At 71.6% G+C, this 18078-nt stretch carries 25 protein-coding genes; 15 read left to right on the top strand and 10 right to left on the bottom strand.

What is annotated here, in order from left to right:
- A partial coding sequence (locus tag G3I42_RS23910) for a hypothetical protein (RefSeq protein ID WP_164289159.1) occupies window positions 1-945 on the bottom strand: 945 nt, incomplete at its 3' end.
- A gap of 263 nt (window positions 946-1208) precedes the next feature.
- On the opposite strand from G3I42_RS23910, the gene dapE reads away from it, so the two are divergent.
- Window positions 1209-2327: a succinyl-diaminopimelate desuccinylase gene (dapE, locus tag G3I42_RS23905; RefSeq protein ID WP_164289156.1), complete on the top strand. Its 1119-nt coding sequence runs from the start codon at window positions 1209-1211 to the stop codon at window positions 2325-2327.
- 108 nt (window positions 2328-2435) lie between these two features.
- Window positions 2436-3185, top strand: coding sequence for a TIGR00730 family Rossman fold protein (locus tag G3I42_RS23900; RefSeq protein WP_164289154.1), 750 nt, complete (start codon window positions 2436-2438; stop codon window positions 3183-3185).
- Between the two features lie 321 nt (window positions 3186-3506).
- Here the strand turns inward: G3I42_RS23900 and G3I42_RS23895 are convergent, their stop codons facing one another.
- The 3 genes from G3I42_RS23895 to G3I42_RS37075 are packed head-to-tail and all read right to left on the bottom strand — an operon-like array spanning window position 3507 to window position 4418.
- Window positions 3507-3857 (bottom strand): hypothetical protein, encoded by a 351-nt coding sequence (locus G3I42_RS23895; protein WP_164289152.1) that lies wholly within the window; start codon window positions 3855-3857, stop codon window positions 3507-3509.
- A 7-nt stretch (window positions 3858-3864) separates the two neighbouring features.
- On the bottom strand, window positions 3865-4257 hold the full coding sequence (locus G3I42_RS23890) for a hypothetical protein (protein WP_164289150.1): 393 nt from the start codon (window positions 4255-4257) through the stop codon (window positions 3865-3867).
- Entirely contained in the window at window positions 4254-4418 is a 165-nt protein-coding gene (locus G3I42_RS37075; RefSeq protein ID WP_203607237.1) for a hypothetical protein, read from the bottom strand. The genes G3I42_RS23890 and G3I42_RS37075 overlap by 4 nt, the downstream gene beginning before the upstream one ends.
- A 106-nt stretch (window positions 4419-4524) precedes the next feature.
- On the opposite strand from G3I42_RS37075, the gene G3I42_RS23885 reads away from it, so the two are divergent.
- The 3 genes from G3I42_RS23885 (at window position 4525) to G3I42_RS23875 (ending at window position 5879) form a co-directional block, all read left to right on the top strand.
- Window positions 4525-5355: a helix-turn-helix transcriptional regulator gene (locus tag G3I42_RS23885; RefSeq protein WP_164289148.1), complete on the top strand. Its 831-nt coding sequence runs from the start codon at window positions 4525-4527 to the stop codon at window positions 5353-5355.
- The gene (locus tag G3I42_RS23880; protein WP_164289146.1) at window positions 5352-5561 is read left to right on the top strand and encodes a DUF397 domain-containing protein; all 210 of its coding nucleotides are present in this window, start codon (window positions 5352-5354) and stop codon (window positions 5559-5561) included. The genes G3I42_RS23885 and G3I42_RS23880 overlap by 4 nt, the downstream gene beginning before the upstream one ends.
- A 111-nt stretch (window positions 5562-5672) precedes the next feature.
- Window positions 5673-5879, top strand: coding sequence for a DUF397 domain-containing protein (locus G3I42_RS23875; RefSeq protein WP_164289144.1), 207 nt, complete (start codon window positions 5673-5675; stop codon window positions 5877-5879).
- A gap of 150 nt (window positions 5880-6029) precedes the next feature.
- On the opposite strand, the gene G3I42_RS23870 is transcribed toward G3I42_RS23875, so the two are convergent.
- Complete coding sequence (locus G3I42_RS23870; protein ID WP_164289142.1) at window positions 6030-6308, bottom strand: hypothetical protein; 279 nt, start codon at window positions 6306-6308, stop codon at window positions 6030-6032.
- A 239-nt stretch (window positions 6309-6547) separates the two neighbouring features.
- On the opposite strand from G3I42_RS23870, the gene G3I42_RS23865 reads away from it, so the two are divergent.
- The 4 genes from G3I42_RS23865 (at window position 6548) to G3I42_RS23850 (ending at window position 9460) form a co-directional block, all read left to right on the top strand.
- Complete coding sequence (locus G3I42_RS23865; protein ID WP_164289140.1) at window positions 6548-7003, top strand: MerR family transcriptional regulator; 456 nt, start codon at window positions 6548-6550, stop codon at window positions 7001-7003.
- A gap of 98 nt (window positions 7004-7101) precedes the next feature.
- Entirely contained in the window at window positions 7102-8121 is a 1020-nt protein-coding gene (locus tag G3I42_RS23860) for a zinc-dependent alcohol dehydrogenase family protein (protein ID WP_164289138.1), read from the top strand.
- A 35-nt stretch (window positions 8122-8156) separates the two neighbouring features.
- On the top strand, window positions 8157-8570 hold the full coding sequence (locus G3I42_RS23855; protein ID WP_164289136.1) for a cupin domain-containing protein: 414 nt from the start codon (window positions 8157-8159) through the stop codon (window positions 8568-8570).
- Window positions 8567-9460 (top strand): aldo/keto reductase, encoded by an 894-nt coding sequence (locus G3I42_RS23850; RefSeq protein ID WP_203607236.1) that lies wholly within the window; start codon window positions 8567-8569, stop codon window positions 9458-9460. The genes G3I42_RS23855 and G3I42_RS23850 overlap by 4 nt, the downstream gene beginning before the upstream one ends.
- Before the next feature lie 128 nt (window positions 9461-9588).
- On the opposite strand, the gene G3I42_RS23845 is transcribed toward G3I42_RS23850, so the two are convergent.
- On the bottom strand, window positions 9589-10398 hold the full coding sequence (locus G3I42_RS23845; protein ID WP_343244640.1) for a helix-turn-helix transcriptional regulator: 810 nt from the start codon (window positions 10396-10398) through the stop codon (window positions 9589-9591).
- 132 nt (window positions 10399-10530) lie between these two features.
- Between G3I42_RS23845 and G3I42_RS23840 the strand changes: the two genes are divergently transcribed.
- Entirely contained in the window at window positions 10531-11595 is a 1065-nt protein-coding gene (locus tag G3I42_RS23840) for an aldo/keto reductase (RefSeq protein WP_164289132.1), read from the top strand.
- Between the two features lie 381 nt (window positions 11596-11976).
- On the opposite strand, the gene G3I42_RS23835 is transcribed toward G3I42_RS23840, so the two are convergent.
- Both G3I42_RS23835 and folP read right to left on the bottom strand, forming a co-directional pair.
- Window positions 11977-12234, bottom strand: coding sequence for a hypothetical protein (locus tag G3I42_RS23835; RefSeq protein WP_164289117.1), 258 nt, complete (start codon window positions 12232-12234; stop codon window positions 11977-11979).
- A 61-nt stretch (window positions 12235-12295) separates the two neighbouring features.
- Complete coding sequence (gene folP, locus G3I42_RS23830) at window positions 12296-13156, bottom strand: dihydropteroate synthase (protein ID WP_164289130.1); 861 nt, start codon at window positions 13154-13156, stop codon at window positions 12296-12298.
- Between the two features lie 261 nt (window positions 13157-13417).
- Here folP and G3I42_RS23825 point away from each other — a divergent pair, with 261 nt between their 5' ends.
- The gene (locus tag G3I42_RS23825; protein ID WP_164289128.1) at window positions 13418-13750 is read left to right on the top strand and encodes a DivIVA domain-containing protein; all 333 of its coding nucleotides are present in this window, start codon (window positions 13418-13420) and stop codon (window positions 13748-13750) included.
- On the top strand, window positions 13747-14364 hold the full coding sequence (locus tag G3I42_RS23820) for a DNA-3-methyladenine glycosylase I (protein WP_164289126.1): 618 nt from the start codon (window positions 13747-13749) through the stop codon (window positions 14362-14364). The genes G3I42_RS23825 and G3I42_RS23820 overlap by 4 nt, the downstream gene beginning before the upstream one ends.
- A 75-nt stretch (window positions 14365-14439) precedes the next feature.
- Here G3I42_RS23820 and G3I42_RS23815 read toward each other — a convergent pair whose 3' ends face one another.
- Window positions 14440-15240 carry an enoyl-CoA hydratase-related protein gene (locus tag G3I42_RS23815; protein ID WP_164289124.1) on the bottom strand — a complete coding sequence of 267 codons (801 nt, stop codon included), beginning with the start codon at window positions 15238-15240 and terminating at the stop codon, window positions 14440-14442.
- Between the two features lie 389 nt (window positions 15241-15629).
- Between G3I42_RS23815 and G3I42_RS23810 the strand changes: the two genes are divergently transcribed.
- A complete protein-coding gene (locus tag G3I42_RS23810; RefSeq protein WP_003966491.1) occupies window positions 15630-15797 on the top strand; it encodes a DUF3117 domain-containing protein in 168 nt (55 codons plus the stop codon).
- Between the two features lie 121 nt (window positions 15798-15918).
- Here the strand turns inward: G3I42_RS23810 and G3I42_RS23805 are convergent, their stop codons facing one another.
- Entirely contained in the window at window positions 15919-16617 is a 699-nt protein-coding gene (locus tag G3I42_RS23805) for an O-methyltransferase (RefSeq protein WP_078490169.1), read from the bottom strand.
- Window positions 16618-16875: 258 nt separating this feature from the next.
- Here G3I42_RS23805 and sigE point away from each other — a divergent pair, with 258 nt between their 5' ends.
- Both sigE and G3I42_RS23795 read left to right on the top strand, forming a co-directional pair.
- Window positions 16876-17676, top strand: a complete 801-nt coding sequence (gene sigE, locus G3I42_RS23800; RefSeq protein WP_164289122.1) for an RNA polymerase sigma factor SigE — start codon at window positions 16876-16878, stop codon at window positions 17674-17676.
- Window positions 17673-18078: zf-HC2 domain-containing protein (locus G3I42_RS23795; RefSeq protein WP_164289119.1), on the top strand; the 406-nt coding region annotated here is incomplete at its 3' end. The genes sigE and G3I42_RS23795, both read left to right, overlap by 4 nt.

Genomic DNA, 18078 nt, shown 5'->3' with positions numbered 1-18078 from the left:
CGCCGCCTCGCGCCACGTGTGCCCCGTACCCGACGCCCGCCATTCGCGGCCCGCGTAGCTGACCTCGGCGATGTGCAGCACGGAGGCGTGCGCGACGGCCCACTGCGCGAGTTCCCAGCCGCGCCGCCTCGCGTCCGGCTCCTTGGTGCCACGGGACGCGGCGACCGGCACGACGACGGTACGGGCCCGCGCGGGCGCCCCCGCGAGCGTGCCCGCGACCGGCGCGGGCGTGGTGGTGGCAGCGGCGGGCGCGGCCTTCTTCCGCGCCTCGGGGGCACCGGGCAGCACGGTCCTGCCGAAGTCCCGGACGAGCGCGGCCCGTACCGCCGAGGGATCGCCCGCGCCGTCCGGCACGGTCGACTCGCACGTGAGCGCGGCCTTCGCCCGGCCGGTGAGCGCGGCGGCGAGGAGGCTCGCGTCGGGCTCGTGCTGCGCGTAGGCGTCGGGGAAGGCGGAGCGCTGCACCTTCTGCGCGGCGACCGTGAGCGGCAGGCTCGCGTAATGGTCGACCTTGTCGAGCCGCTGGTAGAACTTCCGCGCGCTGTAGACGGGGTCCATGATCTGCGCGACCGTGCCCCAGCCCTGCGAGGGCCGCTGCTGGAAGAGCCCCACGGAATCGCGGTCGCCGTAATCGAGGTTGCGCAGCCCCGACTCCTGGAGCGCGGTCGCGAGGGCGATCGTCACGGCCCGTTCGGGCATGCCGCGCGAGGTCCCGACGGCGGCGATCGTCGCCGCGTTGACCGCCTGCTCGGCATCGAAGAAGTACGGGTCCCGCTCGCCGTCCGCCGCGACGACCTCGCAGCCGGTCCGCGCCTGCCGCGCGTCGGGCCCGAACCGCACCACGAGATAACCGGCGAGCGCGCACGAGACGATCAGCGCGGCGCCGTAACGGAGCAGCCTGCGACGGCGCAAGGGGCGGGAGGGCGAAGGCTCGGGCACGCCCATAAGGTAACGGGTTCGCGGCGCGGTACCAGCCCCCTCGCGGAAGACGGCGAAAAGGCCGCGCTGCCGGGGCGGGAACGCTGTGCGCGGGCTGTGCGAGCGGGTCCGTACGGGAAGCGCGCGGGGAGCGGAACGGGACCTGTGGGCGGCCTGTGCGCGGCCCGTACGGGCAGGGGCGGCCGGGACGCGGGGGCAGAGCGGGCGGGGGCCGGGCGGCCCGTGCGGGTGGCGGAGTCGTCCCCGTACCCCCGCGTTAGGCTCGCCGCATGCGTGACACCACCGCCCCCAGCCCCGTCGCCGCCGCGCTCGCGGCGCCCGCGCTCGACCTCGGGCTCGATGCGGGGGCCCTCACGGCCGCCCTCGTCGACGTGCCCTCCCCGAGCGGCGAGGAGGGGGTGCTCGCGGACGCGATCGAGGCCGCCCTGCGCCCGCTGTCGCACCTCACCGTCGACCGCTACGGCAACAACATCGTCGCGCGCACGCACCTCGGCCGCCCCGAACGCGTCGTCCTCGCGGGGCACATCGACACGGTCCCGATCGCGGACAACGTGCCCTCGCGCCTCGACGCGGACGGCCTCCTGTGGGGCTGCGGCACGAGCGACATGAAGGCGGGCGTCGCCGTGCAGCTCCGCCTCGCGGCGACCGTCCCCGCCCCCAACCGCGACCTGACCTTCGTCTTCTACGACAACGAGGAGGTCGCCGCCGACCGCAACGGCCTCGGCCACCTCGCGAGCGCGCACCCCGAGTGGCTCGCGGGCGATTTCGCCGTGCTCCTCGAACCCTCGGACGGCGAGGTCGAGGGCGGCTGCCAGGGCACGCTGCGCGTCCACCTCCACACGCGCGGCGAACGCGCGCACTCGGCCCGCTCGTGGATGGGCGCCAACGCGATCCACGCCGCCGCGCCGATCCTCGCCCGCCTCGCCGCGTACGAGCCGCGCCGCCCGCTCGTGGACGGACTGGAGTACCGCGAGGGCCTCAACGCGGTACGGATCGAGGGCGGCGTCGCGGGGAACGTCATCCCGGACGCCTGTGTCGTCACCGTCAACTACCGCTACGCGCCGGACCTCTCGGGCGACGAGGCGCTCGCGCACGTCGAGGAGGTCTTCGCCGGCTGCGGCATCACGGACGTCGTCGTGGACGACCACAGCCCGGCGGCGCGCCCCGGCCTGACCCACCCGGCCGCCGCCGCGTTCGTCGAGGCGGTGGGCGGCACGCCGCGCCCCAAGTTCGGCTGGACGGACGTGGCCCGCTTCAGCGCCCTCGGCATCCCGGCCGTCAACTACGGCCCGGGCAACCCGCTGCTCGCCCACAAGCGCGAGGAGAACGTCGAGATCAGCCACGTCCTGGATTCGGAGGAGCGCCTCCGGACCTGGCTCACGGCCTGAACGCATCCCGCCTTCGCGCCGCCACCACCTCCCGCTCATCTCCACTTGCGTCCCTGGCCATGCCGGAGGTCCTACGCTGTCCGGACGCACGAATGAGAGGGGAGCGCGATGGCCAGTCTCGAATCGAACGGCCCGGTGGAGGAACAGCGCCTGGGACCGGTGGTACGCAGGCGCGACCAGGTGCAGCCCGGGACGACGGACCAGCGGCTGCTCGACTCGCGCGGTGACACGGACTGGCTGCACACGGACCCCTGGCGGGTCATGCGGATGCAGTCCGAACTCGTCGACGGCTTCGGCGCGCTCGCCGAACTCCCCCCGGCCATCAGCGTCTTCGGCTCCGCCAGAACGAGCCCGGATTCCCCGGAATACGCCCTCGGGGTGCGCCTCGGCCGTGCCCTGACGGAGGCCGGCTACGCGGTGATCACCGGCGGCGGCCCCGGCGCCATGGAGGCGGCGAACCGGGGCGCGTGGGAGGCGCAGGGGACGTCCGTCGGCCTGGGCATCGAGCTTCCCTTCGAGCAGGGGCTCAACAAGTACGTCGACATCGCGGTGAACTTCCGCTACTTCTTTGTCCGAAAAATCATGTTTGTAAAGTATGCCCGGGGGTTCGTCGTCCTGCCGGGCGGCTTCGGCACGCTGGACGAACTCTTCGAGGCCCTGACCCTCGTCCAGACCCAGAAGGTCACCCGCTTCCCGATCGTCCTCTTCGGCACGGCGTACTGGGGCGGCCTGGTGAACTGGCTCCGCGACACCCTCATCGCCGAGGGCAAGGCCAACCCGGACGACCTGGACCTCTTCCACCTGACGGACGACGTGGACGAGGCGGTCGCGCTGGTGACGAAGGAAGCGGGGGTCTGAGGCGGAGGGGGCGGGCGCGGCCCCGCCCCCCACGCGGACGGCACCCCGGCCAGGAGAGCGGTTTCACGCCGTCACCGGGCAGGGAGCTGAGGGAGCAGCGGCCCCGCGCGGGGATGAGCCGGCCGGGGCCGCCGGTGGCGACGGGCACGTCCGGGCGCCACCCGTTGGCGAAGCGCACGCGCAGGCTGTCCGAATCCGCCACGTGGACCTCGGCGAGCACCTGACCGGCCAACTGCGGCAGCCGGTCGAGGTGGGCCCCCTCGATTCCCGCCGAACCGATGCGCGGCCGCAGGACGCAGCCGACCGGACGCGCGCGGCGCCCTAAACGGCGTCGGCCTCGCGCGGCCGGGCGGCGATGCACGGGCCCCGGTGGCTCTCGTAGAGGCCGCACGGCAGGTGACCGGCTTGCTCGGGGCAGGGCCGCGCGACCCGTACGCGCCACACAGGCACCCCGGCCCCGAAAGTCCCCCACACGTGCCCGGACGGGTCACTCAACTCCCGTACCACCCCCTCGTGTTCGTACGTGAGGTGCGGGGCGAGCGCGCACCGCACGGTGGTGCGGGGCGGGGCGCCGGGCGAGCGGGTCACCCGGAGTGCCATTTCGGCCACGGGCGGCGTGACGTTCCCGGTGGCCTCGCAGCGGGGCGGGAGGCTGGGGACGGTCTCGGTCATTCGGGTCTCACCGGCTTTCTGGCGGAGGTGGGGGAAGGGGCGCGGCGCTGAGCGCGTACCAGGCGCCGCCGAGGTCGGGGAAGCGGAACGAGAGCGGTTGCCCGTACGCGAGCAAGTGCCGTACGCGCGCCTGCCGTTCACGGTCCTCCGCCCACGCGCGCAGGGCGGAGGGGGCGTCGGGCCCGGGGTCGTACGTGGGGTGCAGAGTGCCGGCCGCCGCCCATCGGGTACGGGGCCCGGGGTCGAGCCGCACGGCGAGCCGCAGCGCTTCCGCGCGCAACCAACTCGCCGCGTCCGCCGGGTGGATGACCCGCGCCCGCGCGAGCACCCACCCCCCGGACGCGTCCCCGCCGCGCGAGGCGACGAGGAGCGCGAGCCGGGCCGTGGTGGCGGAGCTCACGAGGCGTCCGCGACCGGCCTGTTGTGCGGGTGCCGCGCACGGAGCACGCGGCAGTCGGCGGCCTTGGAGTGATCCCCGGCGGCCTCGGCGACCCGCTCGACCTCGCGGAGACGGTGGCAGACGGGGCAATTGTCGGCGGGGGGAGGGAGGGGAACGGGCATACGGATCACTCCTCTTTGTAGCGAAGCGGCTACCGGGAGTCCTCAGGCTGAACTAGCCTGTCCGCATATTCAACTGATCGTTTCTGACGGAGGAGTTGAGTGATACGTGGTGAACCGTAAGACACTCGACCCGGCGCGCTCACCGGGCGAAGCCTTCGGGGAGCATCTGCGCAGGTTGCGGGACGGGCGGGGATGGACGCAGGAAGAACTCGCCGCCCGGATGGGCATCTCGGCCTCGCACGTATCCGCCGTCGAAACTGGTCGCCGCCCGCCAACTCCACAGTTCGCGAAGAGGGCTGACCGCGAGCTGGGCGCGGGCGACGAACTCCAGCGGCGCAGCCGGGTGGCGCGGCGAACGTCCCTTCTGGAGGGCTTCCCCGAGTACGTAGACCACGAGCTTCGGGCTTCGGAGATCCGCGTCTACGAAGTCGGCGTCGTCCCCGGAATACTCCAGACTCGTGCGTACGCGGAAGCGCTCACCGCACGTAGCGTGGAACGGGGGGCGATCACCGCGGAACAGGGCGAGGAGCGGCTTGCGTTGGTGGCGGCGCGCCAAGAGGCGCTTCGGCGGTCGCCTCCTCCGCTCGTCATAGTGATGCTGGACGAGAGTTGCCTTCGCTGGCCCGCCGGCAACCGCGAGGTCATGGCTGAGCAAATGTCGTCTCTCATCGCCTTTGCCGCGTTGCCCAACACGGTCCTGCAAGTAGCCCCATTCTCTCTGGGATATCGCCGGACGCTGCGCTTGCCCCTGTACATCCTGACCATGGATACAGGGCGGCTCATCGCATACGCAGAGTCCGCGCATCAGGGCACGTTGGAGCGTGAAAGGCTCTCGGTGATGCCCTTGTTGACGGGCTACCATCAGATGCAGGCTGAGGCGCCGTCGCAAACGGCGTCGGTGGCCATGATTGAGCGGTTACGAAAGGGCACCACATGACCCCCCCTGATGGCCTCAACTGGTTCAAGTCCTCGCGCAGTGACAACGGTGGGGCCTGTGTTGAGGTTGCCGCCGACCTCGTCGCCTCCCACGGCGTGGTCCCCGTGCGCGACTCGAAGTGCGCAGCCGGGCCGGTCCTGACGGTGGCGTCCTCGGCCTTCGCGGGCTTCGTGGCGGGCGTGAAGTCCGGTGAACTCTCGGCCTAGTCTTCGCCATCGCCGTACGACGAAGCCCGCCGCGCCCCCTGCAAGGGCCCGGCGGGCTTCGCCATGTGGGCGCATACTGACGCCAAGTCCCCCTTGGCGAAAGGACCCACCATGTCCACCGCCCCCGAGTGGCGCAAGTCCTCCCGCAGCGAGAACGGCGGCGCCTGCGTGGAGGTCGCCACCAACCTGGCCCCGTCGACCGGCACGGTTCCCATCCGGGACAGCAAGCGTCCGGCCACCGTCGCCGTCCTCACCCTGCCCGCCCCGGCGTTCGCCGCCTTCGTCGCGGCCGTGAAGTCTGGTGAGCTTTCGGCCTGAGGGGCGTCCCGGCTCCTCTGAGTCGCGTCGGGAAGGACGGTGGGCCGTTGCCCGGCTTGGTGGTTCGTCCGGCGAGGACTTCGCGACGGCCGCTCTTGCGCGGGGCGGGGTGGGTGGGCCGGCCCGGTGGGGGGCGAACGGCATGCTTGTTCACCTCCGTCTCGTCATCGTTCGGTCGCCGTTGTCGTGCTTGGAGCGACGCCTGGGCCCGCGTCCGGCCGAGTGCAGCACCTTTTCGGCCACGAGTGTCGCCACTGCCAATACCGAGCAGCACACAAAGCCGATCGCTCCGGCTTCGAACCAGTAGGCCGGTCCCCAGTTCACGCAGCGGATTTCCGGGTCGCAGCCGATCTCATTCGGATTGACGGGCCGCACTGCGATGACGCGGAAGACTGCGATGACGACGCAGAGCACGGAGATCTCTTTCATTCCGAAGCAGTGGCGAGTCGGGGTTCGTGGATGGCTTGGCGGATGTGAAGACGGGAGTCATGGCTGGGTAAGGGGCCGCGGGCGCGCGGTCCGTCGGCGCGTGCGGCCACGGGGCGCCGGTCGCCCGCTCACGTGGGAACCGCGTGGGGCCGGAGGCCGAAAATGACGCCTGCCTCGAAGAACGTGCAGGTCAGCATGGTCTTTGACTTCAAGTGCTCGAAGTTTCTACCGTCGATGTGGTGACAACGGAAACCGGTGAGGGCACCCATACGATCAAGGAAGCGGCAGCGCTGACCGGGCTGCCCGCCAGCACGTTGCGTTACTACGAGTCGGTCGGTGTGATCGCGCCGGTCGCCCGGGGCGAGAGCAGCAGGCACCGGGTCTACACGGACGCGGACATGAACCTGCTGATCGGGGTCGCGTGCCTGGCGGCGACCGGCATGTCCGTCAACGACATGCGGAGCTACGTCGAGAACGGCCAGCTCGGGCGGGCCGCCGCGGAGCGGCAGATCGCGCTGCTCGACGAGCGCGCCGAGCGCCTGGCCGAGGAAGCCCGGCTCATCAAGGTCCGGCGGAGGTACGTCGACCTCAAGATCGCGTACTGGCGCGCAGTGGCCGCCGGTGACGACGCCGAGGCCGAGCGGCTCGCCGAGGACGCGCGCTCGCTGGTCAAGCGGCTCAGACTGGTCAAGTAGGGCAGTCGCCCCTGGTCGGGCCTGCCTGCCCGGGCCGCACCACCGTGCTGCCGGTGGGGTCCGTGGAGTCCGGAGAAAGCGACAGGAGAGATTTTTTCATGCGCCAAGTAGTGATGACCAAGCCTGGTGAGATCGTCGTCGAGAAGCGCCCCGACCCGAAGATCGAGGAGCCGACGGACGCCGTCATCCGGCTGACCGCCACGTGCGTCTGCGGGAGCGACTTGTGGCCGTACCGCGGTGTGCAGGAGGTCCACCACCAGGTCATGGGGCACGAGTACGTCGGTGTCGTCGAGACCGTGGGACCGGAGGTCGAGACGATCAAGGCCGGTGACTTCGTCGTCGGCTCGTTCTGGGCCTCGGACAACACCTGCGAGATCTGCCGGGCGGGTTACCAGTCCCACTGCGTGCACCGCACGGTGATGGGGTCGATCGGCACGCAGTCGGAGCGGGCGCGCGTCCCGCTGGCCGACGGCACGCTGGTGGCCACCCCGGGCGTGCCCGACGCAGACCTCGTACCCTCCCTGCTCGCCGCCTCCGACGTCCTCGGCACGGGCTGGTTCGCCGCGGACGCCGCGCAGGCCGGGCCGGGCAAGACCGTCGCCGTCGTCGGGGACGGCGCGGTCGGCCTGCTCGCCGTACTGGCGGCGAAGCACATGGGCGCGGAGCGGATCATCGCCTTCAGCCGCCACGCGGACCGGCAGCGACTGGCCCGGGAATTCGGGGCCACCGACATCGTCGAGGAGCGTGGCGACGAGGGTGCCGAGAAGATCAAGGCGATGACCGGCGGCCTCGGCGCGCACGGCGTCGTCGAGGCGGTCGGTACGCAGGAGGCCATGATGCAGGCCATCCACGCCACGCGTCCGGGCGGCCACGTCGGCTTCGTCGGCGTCTCCCACGACGTCAGCATCCCGGGCGAGCTGCTGTTCAGCACCGGCATCCACCTCCACGGGGGGCCCGCGCCGGTCCGCCGGTACCTGCCCGAGCTGATCCGGCTCATCTGGGACCGCGAGATCGACCCCGGCCGGGTCTTCGATCTCACGCTCCCGCTGGAGCAAGCGGCCGAGGCCTACCGGGCGATGGACGAGCGCCGCGCGATCAAGGTGCTCCTGACGCCCTGACCCGGCCACGGCCACACGAACGAGGAGGGACGAGCATGAAATACACGAGAAGCGGTGCGCGGACCGCGACCGGGCCCCGGTCCAGCTTCACCGGCGAGGTCCTGATCGACGGCATCCGCGAACCCGACGAGCAGAGCGCGGTCGGCTGCGCACACGTCAGGTTCGCCCCCGGTGCCCGTACCGCCTGGCACCACCACCCCAAGGGCCAGACGCTGTACGTCACCGACGGAATCGGACTGGTGGCGACACGCGCCGGACGCGTCCAGGAGATCAGGCCCGGCGACGTCGTCTACATCGAGCCGGGCGAGGAGCACTGGCACGGCGCCACCGCCGACCGCTTCATGGCGCACCTCGCGATGCAGGAAGCGGACGGCGACGGAGAGGTCGTCACGTGGCTCGACCACGTCAGTGACGGCGAATACGACGCGGCACAAGGAGCACGGTCATGAGCGAGATCCCCCACCTCACCCTCAACAACGGCGTCGCGATGCCCCCGCTGGGCTACGGCGTGTTCCAGACACCGCCCGAAGAGACCGCGACCGCGGTCGAGACCGCTCTCCAGACCGGCTACCGGCACATCGACACCGCCGCCGCCTACGGCAACGAACGCGGGGTCGGCGAAGGGGTGCGCCGCACGGGCCTGGACCGCGAGGACGTCTTCCTCGAAACGAAGGTCTGGGTCTCGGACTACGGCTACGACGAAACGCTCCACGCTTTCGACAAGAGCGCCGCCAAACTCGGCGTCGACGTGATCGATCTGCTGATCCTGCACCAGCCCATGCCGCAGCACTTCGAGCGGACCCGCGAGGCGTACCGCGCGCTGGAGCGACTGCTCGCCGACAGCCGCGTCCGGGCCATCGGCGTCAGCAACTTCATGCCGCACCACCTCGACGCCCTCATGGAGAGCGCGACGGTCCCCCCGGCCGTCAACCAGGTCGAGCTCCACCCGTACTTCACGCAGCCGGCCGTCCAGGCCGCGGACGCCGCGCGGGACATCCTCACCCAGGCGTGGTCGCCGATCGGCGGCATCACCTTCTACCCGGGCTACGGCGACGATCGCGTAAGCGTCCTCGACGACAGTACCGTCCAGGGCATCGGCGCCCGCCTGGGCAAGTCCGCGGCGCAGGTCATGCTGCGCTGGCACCTGCAACAGGGCCGCTCGGCCATCCCGAAGTCGACCAACCCGGGCCGCATCGCGGAGAACTTCGACATCTTCGATTTCGAGCTCGACGACGCGGACCTGGCAAGCCTCGACTCGCTCGACACCGGGCACCGCGGCGGCCCCGACCCGGACGGAACAGACCCCTCGGCGCGGGAACTCGACATTCCCGAGGCGTGATCGCCACGACACACGGAAGGGCGGCCCAGGAGGCGGGCCTGCCGTCGAACGGCCGCACGAGAGCCTCCTGGACGCCTCTTCGTGGCACGCGTAGGCATGCGCCAAGAGACGGTTCGATGTCGGCGCGGTCACAAGCGGTCCAACGCTGACTGACTCTCGTCGTCAGCAGGGCGGCAGATCATCAAACGCTGGTCCGGATCTTGGAGCGGCACCAGGACTTCGAAGTGCACGGCGATCACACCGGCGCCGGGGTGCCGCATCACCTTGTGTCCGCGTCCGCCGGTCTTGATGTCCTGCTCGGCCCACAAGCGCGAGAATTCCGCGTTGTGCTTGGTGCATTCAGCGATGAGGTCGGTCAATGCCCGATCATTCGGATGGGCGGCCCAGGCTGAGCGCAGGTGAGCGATTCCCTCCCGGACGACGCGATCGCGGTCGACGTAGAACTCGCGTATTTCCGGGTGTACGAGGCAGAGCCACATCGCATTGCGCCGCGAGGGCGGCAGGTCGTTGAAATCCAGCAGCAGCTTCGCCATGTCGGCGTTCCAGGCCAGAATGTCGTAGCGGTGGTTCATCAGCATGGCCGGCAGCGGCGACAGGTCGGCGACCAGCCGGCTCAGCGAGGGCGCCGCCGCGGTGGCGGCCTCGGCGGCGTCGCGGGGGCGCTGCTGGGCCAGGTCGAAGAGGTAGGCGCGCTCGTTCGGGGCGAGGCGCAGCGCCCGGGACAGCGCCTCCAGCACGTTCGCCGAGGGGCGCAGCCCGCGGGCCTGCTCCAGCCGCACGACGTAGTCGACGCTGACCCTGGCCAGTTCGGCGACCTCTTCGCGGCGCAGCCCCGGCGTTCGCCGGGTTTGCCGACGTGACGGCAGGTCGAAGTCGCGTGGGTCGAGGCGTTCGCGCCGGGTGCGAAGGAACGCGGCCAGCTCCTGTGCCGTGTCCACGGTGCGGGTCGTCATAGGTGAGCCAACAGCCCGGGTAGGACCGGTGTTCCCAGGAACTTCCTTCCCTTATCCCTGGCTCGCGGCGGTCACAGGCTTGTGCCGGACAACGGATCACAGGCACAGGAGGGCACGATGTCACTGACCCTGGACACCTACCGGCTGCTGGGCCGTTCCGGGCTGCGGGTTTCCCCGCTGGCGCTGGGCACGGCGACTTTCGGCACCGAATGGGGGTGGGGCGCCGAGAAGGACGAGGCGCGTAAACTGTTCGATCTTTACGTCGAGCGCGGCGGCAACTTCATCGACACCGCCAATACGTACACCAATGGCAGCTCCGAGCGGCTGCTGGGCGAATTCGCCCGCGAAAATCGCGAAAGCCTGGTATTGGCCACGAAATACACCACGCAGCGGCGGGCTGGGGACCCGAATTCGGGGGGCCCTCACCGCAAGAGCCTGTTCGCGTCGGTGGAGGCCAGTCTGCGACAGCTGAAAACGGACTACATCGATCTGCTCTACCTTCACGTCTGGGACTTCACGACACCGGTCGAGGAAATTCTGCGCGGCATGGACGATTTGGTCCGGCAGGGCAAGGTCTTGTACGTGGCGATGTCCAACGTCCCCGCCTGGCAGGTGTCGCGCATGCAGGCGATCGCCGACCTGCGGGGCTGGTCGCCGCTGGTCGCACTCCAGATCGAATACAACCTGATCGAGCGTACCGGGGAACGGGATTTGATCCCCATGGCGCGCGAGATGGGCTTGGGCGTGGTGCCGTACTCGCCACTGGCCGGCGGGGTACTCACCGGCAAGTACGGCCGCGACGACCTGGCCGCGACGAACGCCGGGGCCCAGGACGGCACACGGAGGAGCTTCAACATCACCAACGGCGGACTCACCGCACGCAACTTGGACATCGCCGATGTCGTGAAGGAGGTCGCCACCGAGCTGGGCCGCACGACTGCCCAGGTCGGGCTGGCCTGGACGCTTCAGAACCCCGGTGTGACGGCATCCCTCCTCGGCGCCCGTACGCTCGCGCAGCTGGAGGACAACCTGAGCGCCCTGGAAGTCGACTTCACGGCCCCCCAACTGGCCCGCTTCCACGAGGTCAGCGCGATCGAGCCCGGCTTCCCGCACGACATGCTCGCCGGCGACAGGATGCGCGCGGTGACCCAAGGCGACCTCAAGGTCGACACACGTCGCTGATCCCCAGTCGCCCGGAGGCACCTCCCCGCCGGAGGCTGGTGCAGCCGCACGGCCGCCCTCCGGGCGACAACGGGAAGCCGACGACAGGCCCGGAGCGCCCGGCGCACCGCTCCGCCGCAGATCGAGCAGTTCGATCGCCCCGACGGCAGCCTTGCCTTTCGACGGTCCGCGCCGCACCGCCCCCGGCTGCTCGCGATCATGGTCCTCCGCCAGGCCGGGGCCTTGACCGGCTCCCGCCCCGGCGCACCGCGCATCACCAGGATGCGTGCCCACCGGCGAAGCGGTCATCTCGACGGGGGATACGCGGCACCGGGCCTCGACCGTAAGGTGTCCCCGACGCCCTCATGCGACCTCCTCGCCCAGGTTCCGCGCCCATCGTGGTCAGGCCGCCGCAAAACCAGCCGTTCCCCAGGCCGTACCACTCCGCGCCACGCCCCACGAGATCACCGGCGGGTCACTGCCGTCGAGCGAGTTCCAGATCAACTCCTCGACCGCCCCGACGGGATGACGCAGCCGGGCAAGCTCCTCGACATGTCCCCGCCCCACGGTCAACCGAAGCCTCGCCATGAGCCCAGCACCTTCCTCGTCCTCGTCGGACGACGGGTTCGCGGAGGCGGCAGGACGCTTCCTCTCGTTCATCAACGGGGATGCCCGGAAGAGGTCACCCCGCGCGGCCGAGGAAATTCCACGCCACCCCCCCTCACGCCAACCCCCGCCGCGCCACCGCCGGTTCGCGCCATCCCGCGAGCGAGGCGACCATGTCCAGGATCTGGCGGGTCTCCGCGACCTCGTGGACGCGGTAGACCTGGGCGCCGAGCCAGGCGGAGACCGCTGTGGTGGCGAGGGTGCCGAGGAGGCGGTTCTTGACGGGGCGGTCGAGGGTTTCGCCGACGAAATCCTTGTTGGAGAGGGAGACCAGGACCGGCCAGCCCGTCTCCGTCATCTCCTGGAGGCGGCGGGTCGCCTCCAGGGAGTGGCGGGTGTTCTTGCCGAAGTCGTGGCCCGGGTCGATGAGGATCGATTCGCGCGGGACGCCGAGGGAGACGGCGCGCTCCGCGAGGGCGGTGGTCACGCGCAGGATGTCCGCCATGACGTCCTCGTACGCGACGCGGTGCGGCCTCGTACGGGGACGGGCGCCGCCCGCGTGCGTACAGACGATGCCCACGCCGTACCGGCCCGCGACCTCCGCGAGCTTCGGGTCCACGCCGCCCCAGGCGTCGTTGATCAGGTCCGCGCCCGCCGCGCACACCGCCTCGCCCACCTCGTGCCGCCACGTGTCCACGCTGATCACCACGTCCGGGAAGCGCCGCCGCACCTCCGCGACGAAGCCAGCCGTGCGCCGTACCTCCTCCTCGGCGCTCACCTCCTCGCCGGGCCCCGCCTTCACCCCGCCGATGTCGATGATCGCCGCACCCTCCGCGACCGCCTGCTCCACCCGGTCGAGCGCCGGCTCGTCGGCGAAGGTCGCCCCCTGGTCGTAGAAGGAGTCCGGGGTCCGGTTCACGATCGCCATGATCACCTGCTCGTGCTCGCCGAACTCCCTGCGGCCCAGACGCAACATCCCAGCGCTTCCCTTCCGGGCCGCGAAGGCCCCACCAGTCACCCGCGACCACGGCACCCGTGAGCACGGCACCCGCGACCGCGAAAGCCGCGCCGCGGCCACCCGCGATCACCGCACCCGGGCCGCCTGCGACCCTAGCCCGCGCCCGGACATGGCACGATCGTGGCCACGCGGCACCGCGCCCTGCCGGGCGGGCGTACGAGCGGGCCGTACGAGGAGAGCACCGGGCGGGGACCGCGCCCGGGGACTTGGGGAAGACGCATGCTGATGTTCTGGTTCCTGGTCATCGCGCTGGTCGTGGTGGTCGGCGCCGTCACGCTCGCCGTGCTCGGCCACGGGGAGGGCGCCGCCCTGCCCGAGGCCCCGCCCGAGCGGCTCACCGACCCGCTCCCCGCCGACCGGCCCGTACGCCGCGCCGACATCGAGGCGCTCCGCTTCCCGCAGACCCTGCGCGGCTACCGCATGGGCGACGTCGACGAGGCCCTCGCCCGTCTCGCCGCCGAACTCGCCGAGCGCGAGGCCCGCATCGCCGACCTGGAGTCGGCGCTCGCGAGCCGCCCCGCGCGGATCGCCGAGGAGGGCGAGCGGCGGTGACCGCGACCGGCGCGCTCCCCGGCCCCGACGGCAGACTCCGCTGCCCCTGGGGCCTGAGCGCCCCCGACTACCTCGGCTACCACGACGAGGAGTGGGGCAGGCCGGTGCTCGGCGACGACGCGCTCTTCGAACGGCTGAGCCTCGAAGCGTTCCAGTCCGGGCTCTCCTGGCTCACGATCCTGCGCCGCAGGCCCGCCTTCCGCGCCGCCTTCGACGACTTCAAGCTCACCGCCGTCGCCGCCTACGGGCCCGCCGAACGCGCCCGCCTCCTCGCCGACGCCGGGATCATCCGCAACGCCCGCAAGATCGACGCCGTCCTCGCCAACGCCCGCCTCCTCGCCACCTGGGCCCCCGGCGAACTGACCACGTACCTCTGGTCCTTCGCCCCCGCACCGGGACCCGGCCCGCGCACCACCGCCGACGTCCCCGCCGTGACGGAGGAGTCCACGGCGCTCGCGAAGGGCCTCAAGAAGCAGGGCGTCCGCTTCGTCGGCCCCACGACCGCGTACGCGCTCATGCAGGCGTGCGGCCTCGTCGACGACCACCTCGTGGCCTGCGCGGCACGCGGCAAGGGCCGCGCCGACCGGCCGGGGGAGGGGCGCGGGGAGGGCTGAGGAAGGGGGAAGGGCCGCTTCCGTACGTACGGGGACGCCGCCGGCGGGAGCGCGCGCCCGCCCCCGTCCCGCGCCTCAGCGCCCCAGGTACTTCGGCTTCTCCTTCTTCAGGAACGCCTCCACCGCGATCACGTGGTCCTCGGACGTGCCCGCGACCGTCTGGAGTTCGTCCTCCTTGTCCAGCGCCTCGTCCAGCGTGTGCGAGGCCGCGTACGCGAGCGAGCCCTTGAGCGAGGCGTACGCGACCGTCGGGCCCTCGGCGAGCTTCCGCGCGACCTCCAGCGCCGTGTCGGCCAGCTCGGCGGCCGGGACGAGACGGTTCACGAGGCCCAGCTCGTACGCCTCCCGCGCGCTGATGTTGCGCGGGAACAGCAGCCAGTCGCTCGCCCGGCTGTGCCCCACCGCGCGCTGGAGCGTGAAGGACAGACCCGAGTCGGCGGTGAGCGCGACCCCGGCGAAGGACGTGTTGAACGTGGCCGTGTCCGCGACGACGCGGTAGTCCGCAGCCAGCGCGAAACCGAAACCGGCCCCGGCGGCGACCCCGTTCACGCCCGCGACGACGGGCTTCGGCATCGCCGTGATCGCCCGCACGATCGGGTTGTAGTGCTCGCGCACCGTGCTCATCGTGCCGCCGTCGCCCGACTCCTTGTCCTTGAGCAGGTTCGTCACGTGCTCCTTGAGGTCCTGCCCGACGCAGAAGGCCCGCCCCGTCGCGGTGAGCAGCACCGCCCGCACCCCGGGGTCGGCCGCCGCGTTCTGGAGGGCGTCGCGCAGCGCCTCCTTCGTCGCGGTGTCGAGGGCGTTCATGGCCTCGGGACGGTTGAGCGTGATCGTGGCGAGCGCGTCGGTCACGTCGTACAGGACGGAGTCGGCCATGAAGGAGATCCCCTCTGATCCAGCCCTCCGCCGGGCTCCGCTGCCGGGCGGACGGGCAACCGTCCCATCATCCTCGCGAGCGCCCGATCCCGGCATGACCGAGATCACGACGGGTCCCACGAGCCCCGCGCATTCCTCCCGCCCCTGTGATCTGCGTCAACAAATCCGGGGCCGGGGTGTGGGGTGAAGTGGGGCAGTATTCCAGTCACATCGCCGGAATGAGTGGTTTTGAACGAGCGCGTTGCGCAGATGAGTCCGCCCGATGTTGGTCACCAAGCCCCCGCATGCGGGATAATGGACGGAGGAAGCAATGTGTTCGATGCCGGTGAGGCAGCGCCTGTGACGGGGCCGCCGGCTGCGATGAGCTGGTTTCAGGAAGGGGAACGAGCATGGCGGCCATGAAGCCGCGAACGGGCGACGGCCCGCTCGAGGTGACCAAGGAGGGGCGGGGCATCGTCATGCGCGTTCCGCTCGAAGGCGGCGGTCGACTCGTCGTCGAGCTGACCCCTGACGAGGCGGACGCCCTGGGCGACGCCCTCAAGAAGGTAGTCGGCTGACGAAATCTCCCGCACGGCCTGTCACACGTCCCACCGTGACCGCCGAGCACGTCACCACTTGTTGACCGTGCCCCCCAGCCCGCCCGGCGAGCTGGGGGGCACGGTCATGCGCGGGCCTCGCTCACCGCGCCACGGCGCTGAGAAGGCCGTCCCCGACCGGCAGCAGCGACGGTACGAGGGTCGGGTGCTCGCGTATCGCGCGGACCAGTTCGCGCAGGCGGACCACCTCGACGGGCTGCGGGCCCGCCGCGTACGTGCGGCCGTCGGCGAAGATGCCCTCGAAGCAGACCGCGCCGCCCGGACGCAGCAGCCGCAGCGCCTCCTCCAGGCACTCCAGGCACTCCATCCGGTCGCCGTCGCAGAAGACGAGGTCGTAGCCGTTGTCCGCGAGGCGGGGCAGGACGTCCAGGGCGCGGCCGGGGATGAACCTGGCCCGGTTGCCCGCGAAGCCCGCCGCGCGGAACGCCTGCCGCGCGAACTGCTGCCGCTCCGGCTCCGGGTCCACCGTCGTCAGCACCCCGTCCGGGCGCATCCCGCGCAGCAGGTACAGCCCCGAGACGCCCGTACCCGTGCCGATCTCGGCCACCGCCTTGGCGTCCACGGAGGCGGCGAGCAGCGCGAGCGCCGCGCCGGTGGCGGGGGACACCGGACGCAGACCCGCCTCGCGGGCCCGCTCCCGGGCCCACAACAGCGTCTCGTCCTCGGCGACGAAGGCGTCGGCGAACGCCCAGCCCGTCTCCCGGTTGCCGGTAATGAGCCTCTCCTTGCCCCGTAGTTGCCTGGCCGTGACTGTATCCGTTGGCCAAGGGAACCCGCAGATGGGACCGGACGTTAAGAGGGTGTGCGCCGGTCGCGGGCAGTGCCCCCGCCGTCCGGCCGCACGGGAAGTCAGGCCCCGGCCCGGTACGGGAGGTGGAGGATGGCCGCGACGGCGGTGCGCGAAAGGGCGCGGAGACACGGGTACGAGCCCGGCTCGGCGCAGGGCTGCGAGCCCGCGCCGACGTACGGGATGACCAGCGGCGATGCCGAGGTCAATCCCGGCAAAATCGCTTATCCGGAGCTAACGGTCCGTATGGCTATGGTGGGTGCTCCACTGGACACCACCAGAGCTGACAGGGGAGGTGCGGCTGCGGCTGGTGACCCGGCGCCGTCCTGGCGTCCCGGACCGCCCGCCAAGCCGAAATCCGTGACCGACACCGCTGACCGAGCCCTTCCGCAGGCCCGCGCGGCCCGCGAGGGCGGCCCCACCGACGATTCCGTACGCACCGCGACCTTCGCCGCCGACGCGGAATCGAAGGCGTGGACGCCCCCCACCTGGGAGGAGATCGTCAGCACCCACAGCGCCCGCGTCTACCGCCTCGCCTACCGCCTCACGGGCAATCAGCACGACGCCGAGGACCTCACGCAGGAGGTCTTCGTCCGTGTCTTCCGCTCGCTGTCCACGTACACCCCCGGCACCTTCGAGGGCTGGCTGCACCGCATCACGACGAACCTGTTCCTGGACATGGTCCGCCGCAAGCAGCGCATCCGCTTCGACGCCCTCGGCGACGACGCCGCCGAGCGGCTTCCGAGCCGCGAGCCCTCGCCGCAGCAGGTCCTGCACGACACCCACTTCGACGCCGACGTGCAGCAGGCGCTCGACACCCTCGCGCCCGAGTTCCGCGCCGCCGTCGTCCTGTGCGACATCGAGGGGCTCAGTTACGAGGAGATCGCCGCGACCCTCGACGTCAAGCTCGGCACCGTGCGCAGCCGCATCCACCGGGGCCGCTCCCAGCTCCGCAAGGCCCTCAAGCACCGTTCCCCCGAGGCGCGCGCCGAGCGGCGCGGGCTGCTGAGGAGCCCGGTGCCCGCGCTGGGAGGGGGGAGCGCGAGCGCGTGAGCGGATCACGTCCCCCAGCCGCCCGGCGCTGTCTCTCCGAGCAGCACCTCGGTGACCGCCTCGCCGCCTTCGTGGACGGCGAGCTGGATCACGACGCCCGTGAGCGGGTCCTCTCCCACCTCGCCACCTGCCCCCGCTGCAAGGCCGACGCCGACGAACAGCGGCGGCTGAAGAACGCCTTCGCCCAGGCCGCGGCCCCCGCGCTGCCACCCGCTCTTCTGGAGCGTCTTCAAGGGCTTCCCGGAGGCCCTGACCGCGGATACCCGCACGGACCCCACCTCGGCCACGAGCGCGGACCCGGCCTCGGAGCCGAGCGCGGGCCCGGCGGCTTCGCGCCCTTCGCCGGCGGTCGCGGACCCGGATTCGCCGTCCCCGCGGGCACCCCGGGAGCGGCCGGACGGC

The organism is Streptomyces sp. SID11385 (assembly GCF_010548245.1).
Taxonomy (GTDB): domain Bacteria; phylum Actinomycetota; class Actinomycetes; order Streptomycetales; family Streptomycetaceae; genus Streptomyces.
This window is presented reverse-complemented; position numbering and strand designations above follow the sequence as displayed.

What these genes read in the sequence shown, in the direction of transcription:
- G3I42_RS23810 (WP_003966491.1), top strand. Translation starts at nt 15,630, where the DNA reads ATGGCGGCCATGAAGCCGCGAACGGGCGACGGCCCGCTCGAGGTGACC.
- G3I42_RS23850 (WP_203607236.1), top strand. Translation starts at nt 8,567, where the DNA reads ATGAGCGAGATCCCCCACCTCACCCTCAACAACGGCGTCGCGATGCCC.
- G3I42_RS37075 (WP_203607237.1), bottom strand. Translation starts at nt 4,418, where the DNA reads ATGCCCGTTCCCCTCCCTCCCCCCGCCGACAATTGCCCCGTCTGCCAC.
- G3I42_RS23895 (WP_164289152.1), bottom strand. Translation starts at nt 3,857, where the DNA reads ATGACCGAGACCGTCCCCAGCCTCCCGCCCCGCTGCGAGGCCACCGGG.
- G3I42_RS23870 (WP_164289142.1), bottom strand. Translation starts at nt 6,308, where the DNA reads ATGAAAGAGATCTCCGTGCTCTGCGTCGTCATCGCAGTCTTCCGCGTC.
- folP (WP_164289130.1), bottom strand. Translation starts at nt 13,156, where the DNA reads ATGTTGCGTCTGGGCCGCAGGGAGTTCGGCGAGCACGAGCAGGTGATC.
- G3I42_RS23815 (WP_164289124.1), bottom strand. Translation starts at nt 15,240, where the DNA reads ATGGCCGACTCCGTCCTGTACGACGTGACCGACGCGCTCGCCACGATC.
- G3I42_RS23900 (WP_164289154.1), top strand. Translation starts at nt 2,436, where the DNA reads ATGGCCAGTCTCGAATCGAACGGCCCGGTGGAGGAACAGCGCCTGGGA.
- G3I42_RS23860 (WP_164289138.1), top strand. Translation starts at nt 7,102, where the DNA reads ATGCGCCAAGTAGTGATGACCAAGCCTGGTGAGATCGTCGTCGAGAAG.
- G3I42_RS23840 (WP_164289132.1), top strand. Translation starts at nt 10,531, where the DNA reads ATGTCACTGACCCTGGACACCTACCGGCTGCTGGGCCGTTCCGGGCTG.
- G3I42_RS23880 (WP_164289146.1), top strand. Translation starts at nt 5,352, where the DNA reads ATGACCCCCCCTGATGGCCTCAACTGGTTCAAGTCCTCGCGCAGTGAC.
- G3I42_RS23825 (WP_164289128.1), top strand. Translation starts at nt 13,418, where the DNA reads ATGCTGATGTTCTGGTTCCTGGTCATCGCGCTGGTCGTGGTGGTCGGC.
- G3I42_RS23855 (WP_164289136.1), top strand. Translation starts at nt 8,157, where the DNA reads ATGAAATACACGAGAAGCGGTGCGCGGACCGCGACCGGGCCCCGGTCC.
- sigE (WP_164289122.1), top strand. Translation starts at nt 16,876, where the DNA reads ATGGTGGGTGCTCCACTGGACACCACCAGAGCTGACAGGGGAGGTGCG.
- G3I42_RS23835 (WP_164289117.1), bottom strand. Translation starts at nt 12,234, where the DNA reads ATGAACGAGAGGAAGCGTCCTGCCGCCTCCGCGAACCCGTCGTCCGAC.
- dapE (WP_164289156.1), top strand. Translation starts at nt 1,209, where the DNA reads ATGCGTGACACCACCGCCCCCAGCCCCGTCGCCGCCGCGCTCGCGGCG.
- G3I42_RS23875 (WP_164289144.1), top strand. Translation starts at nt 5,673, where the DNA reads ATGTCCACCGCCCCCGAGTGGCGCAAGTCCTCCCGCAGCGAGAACGGC.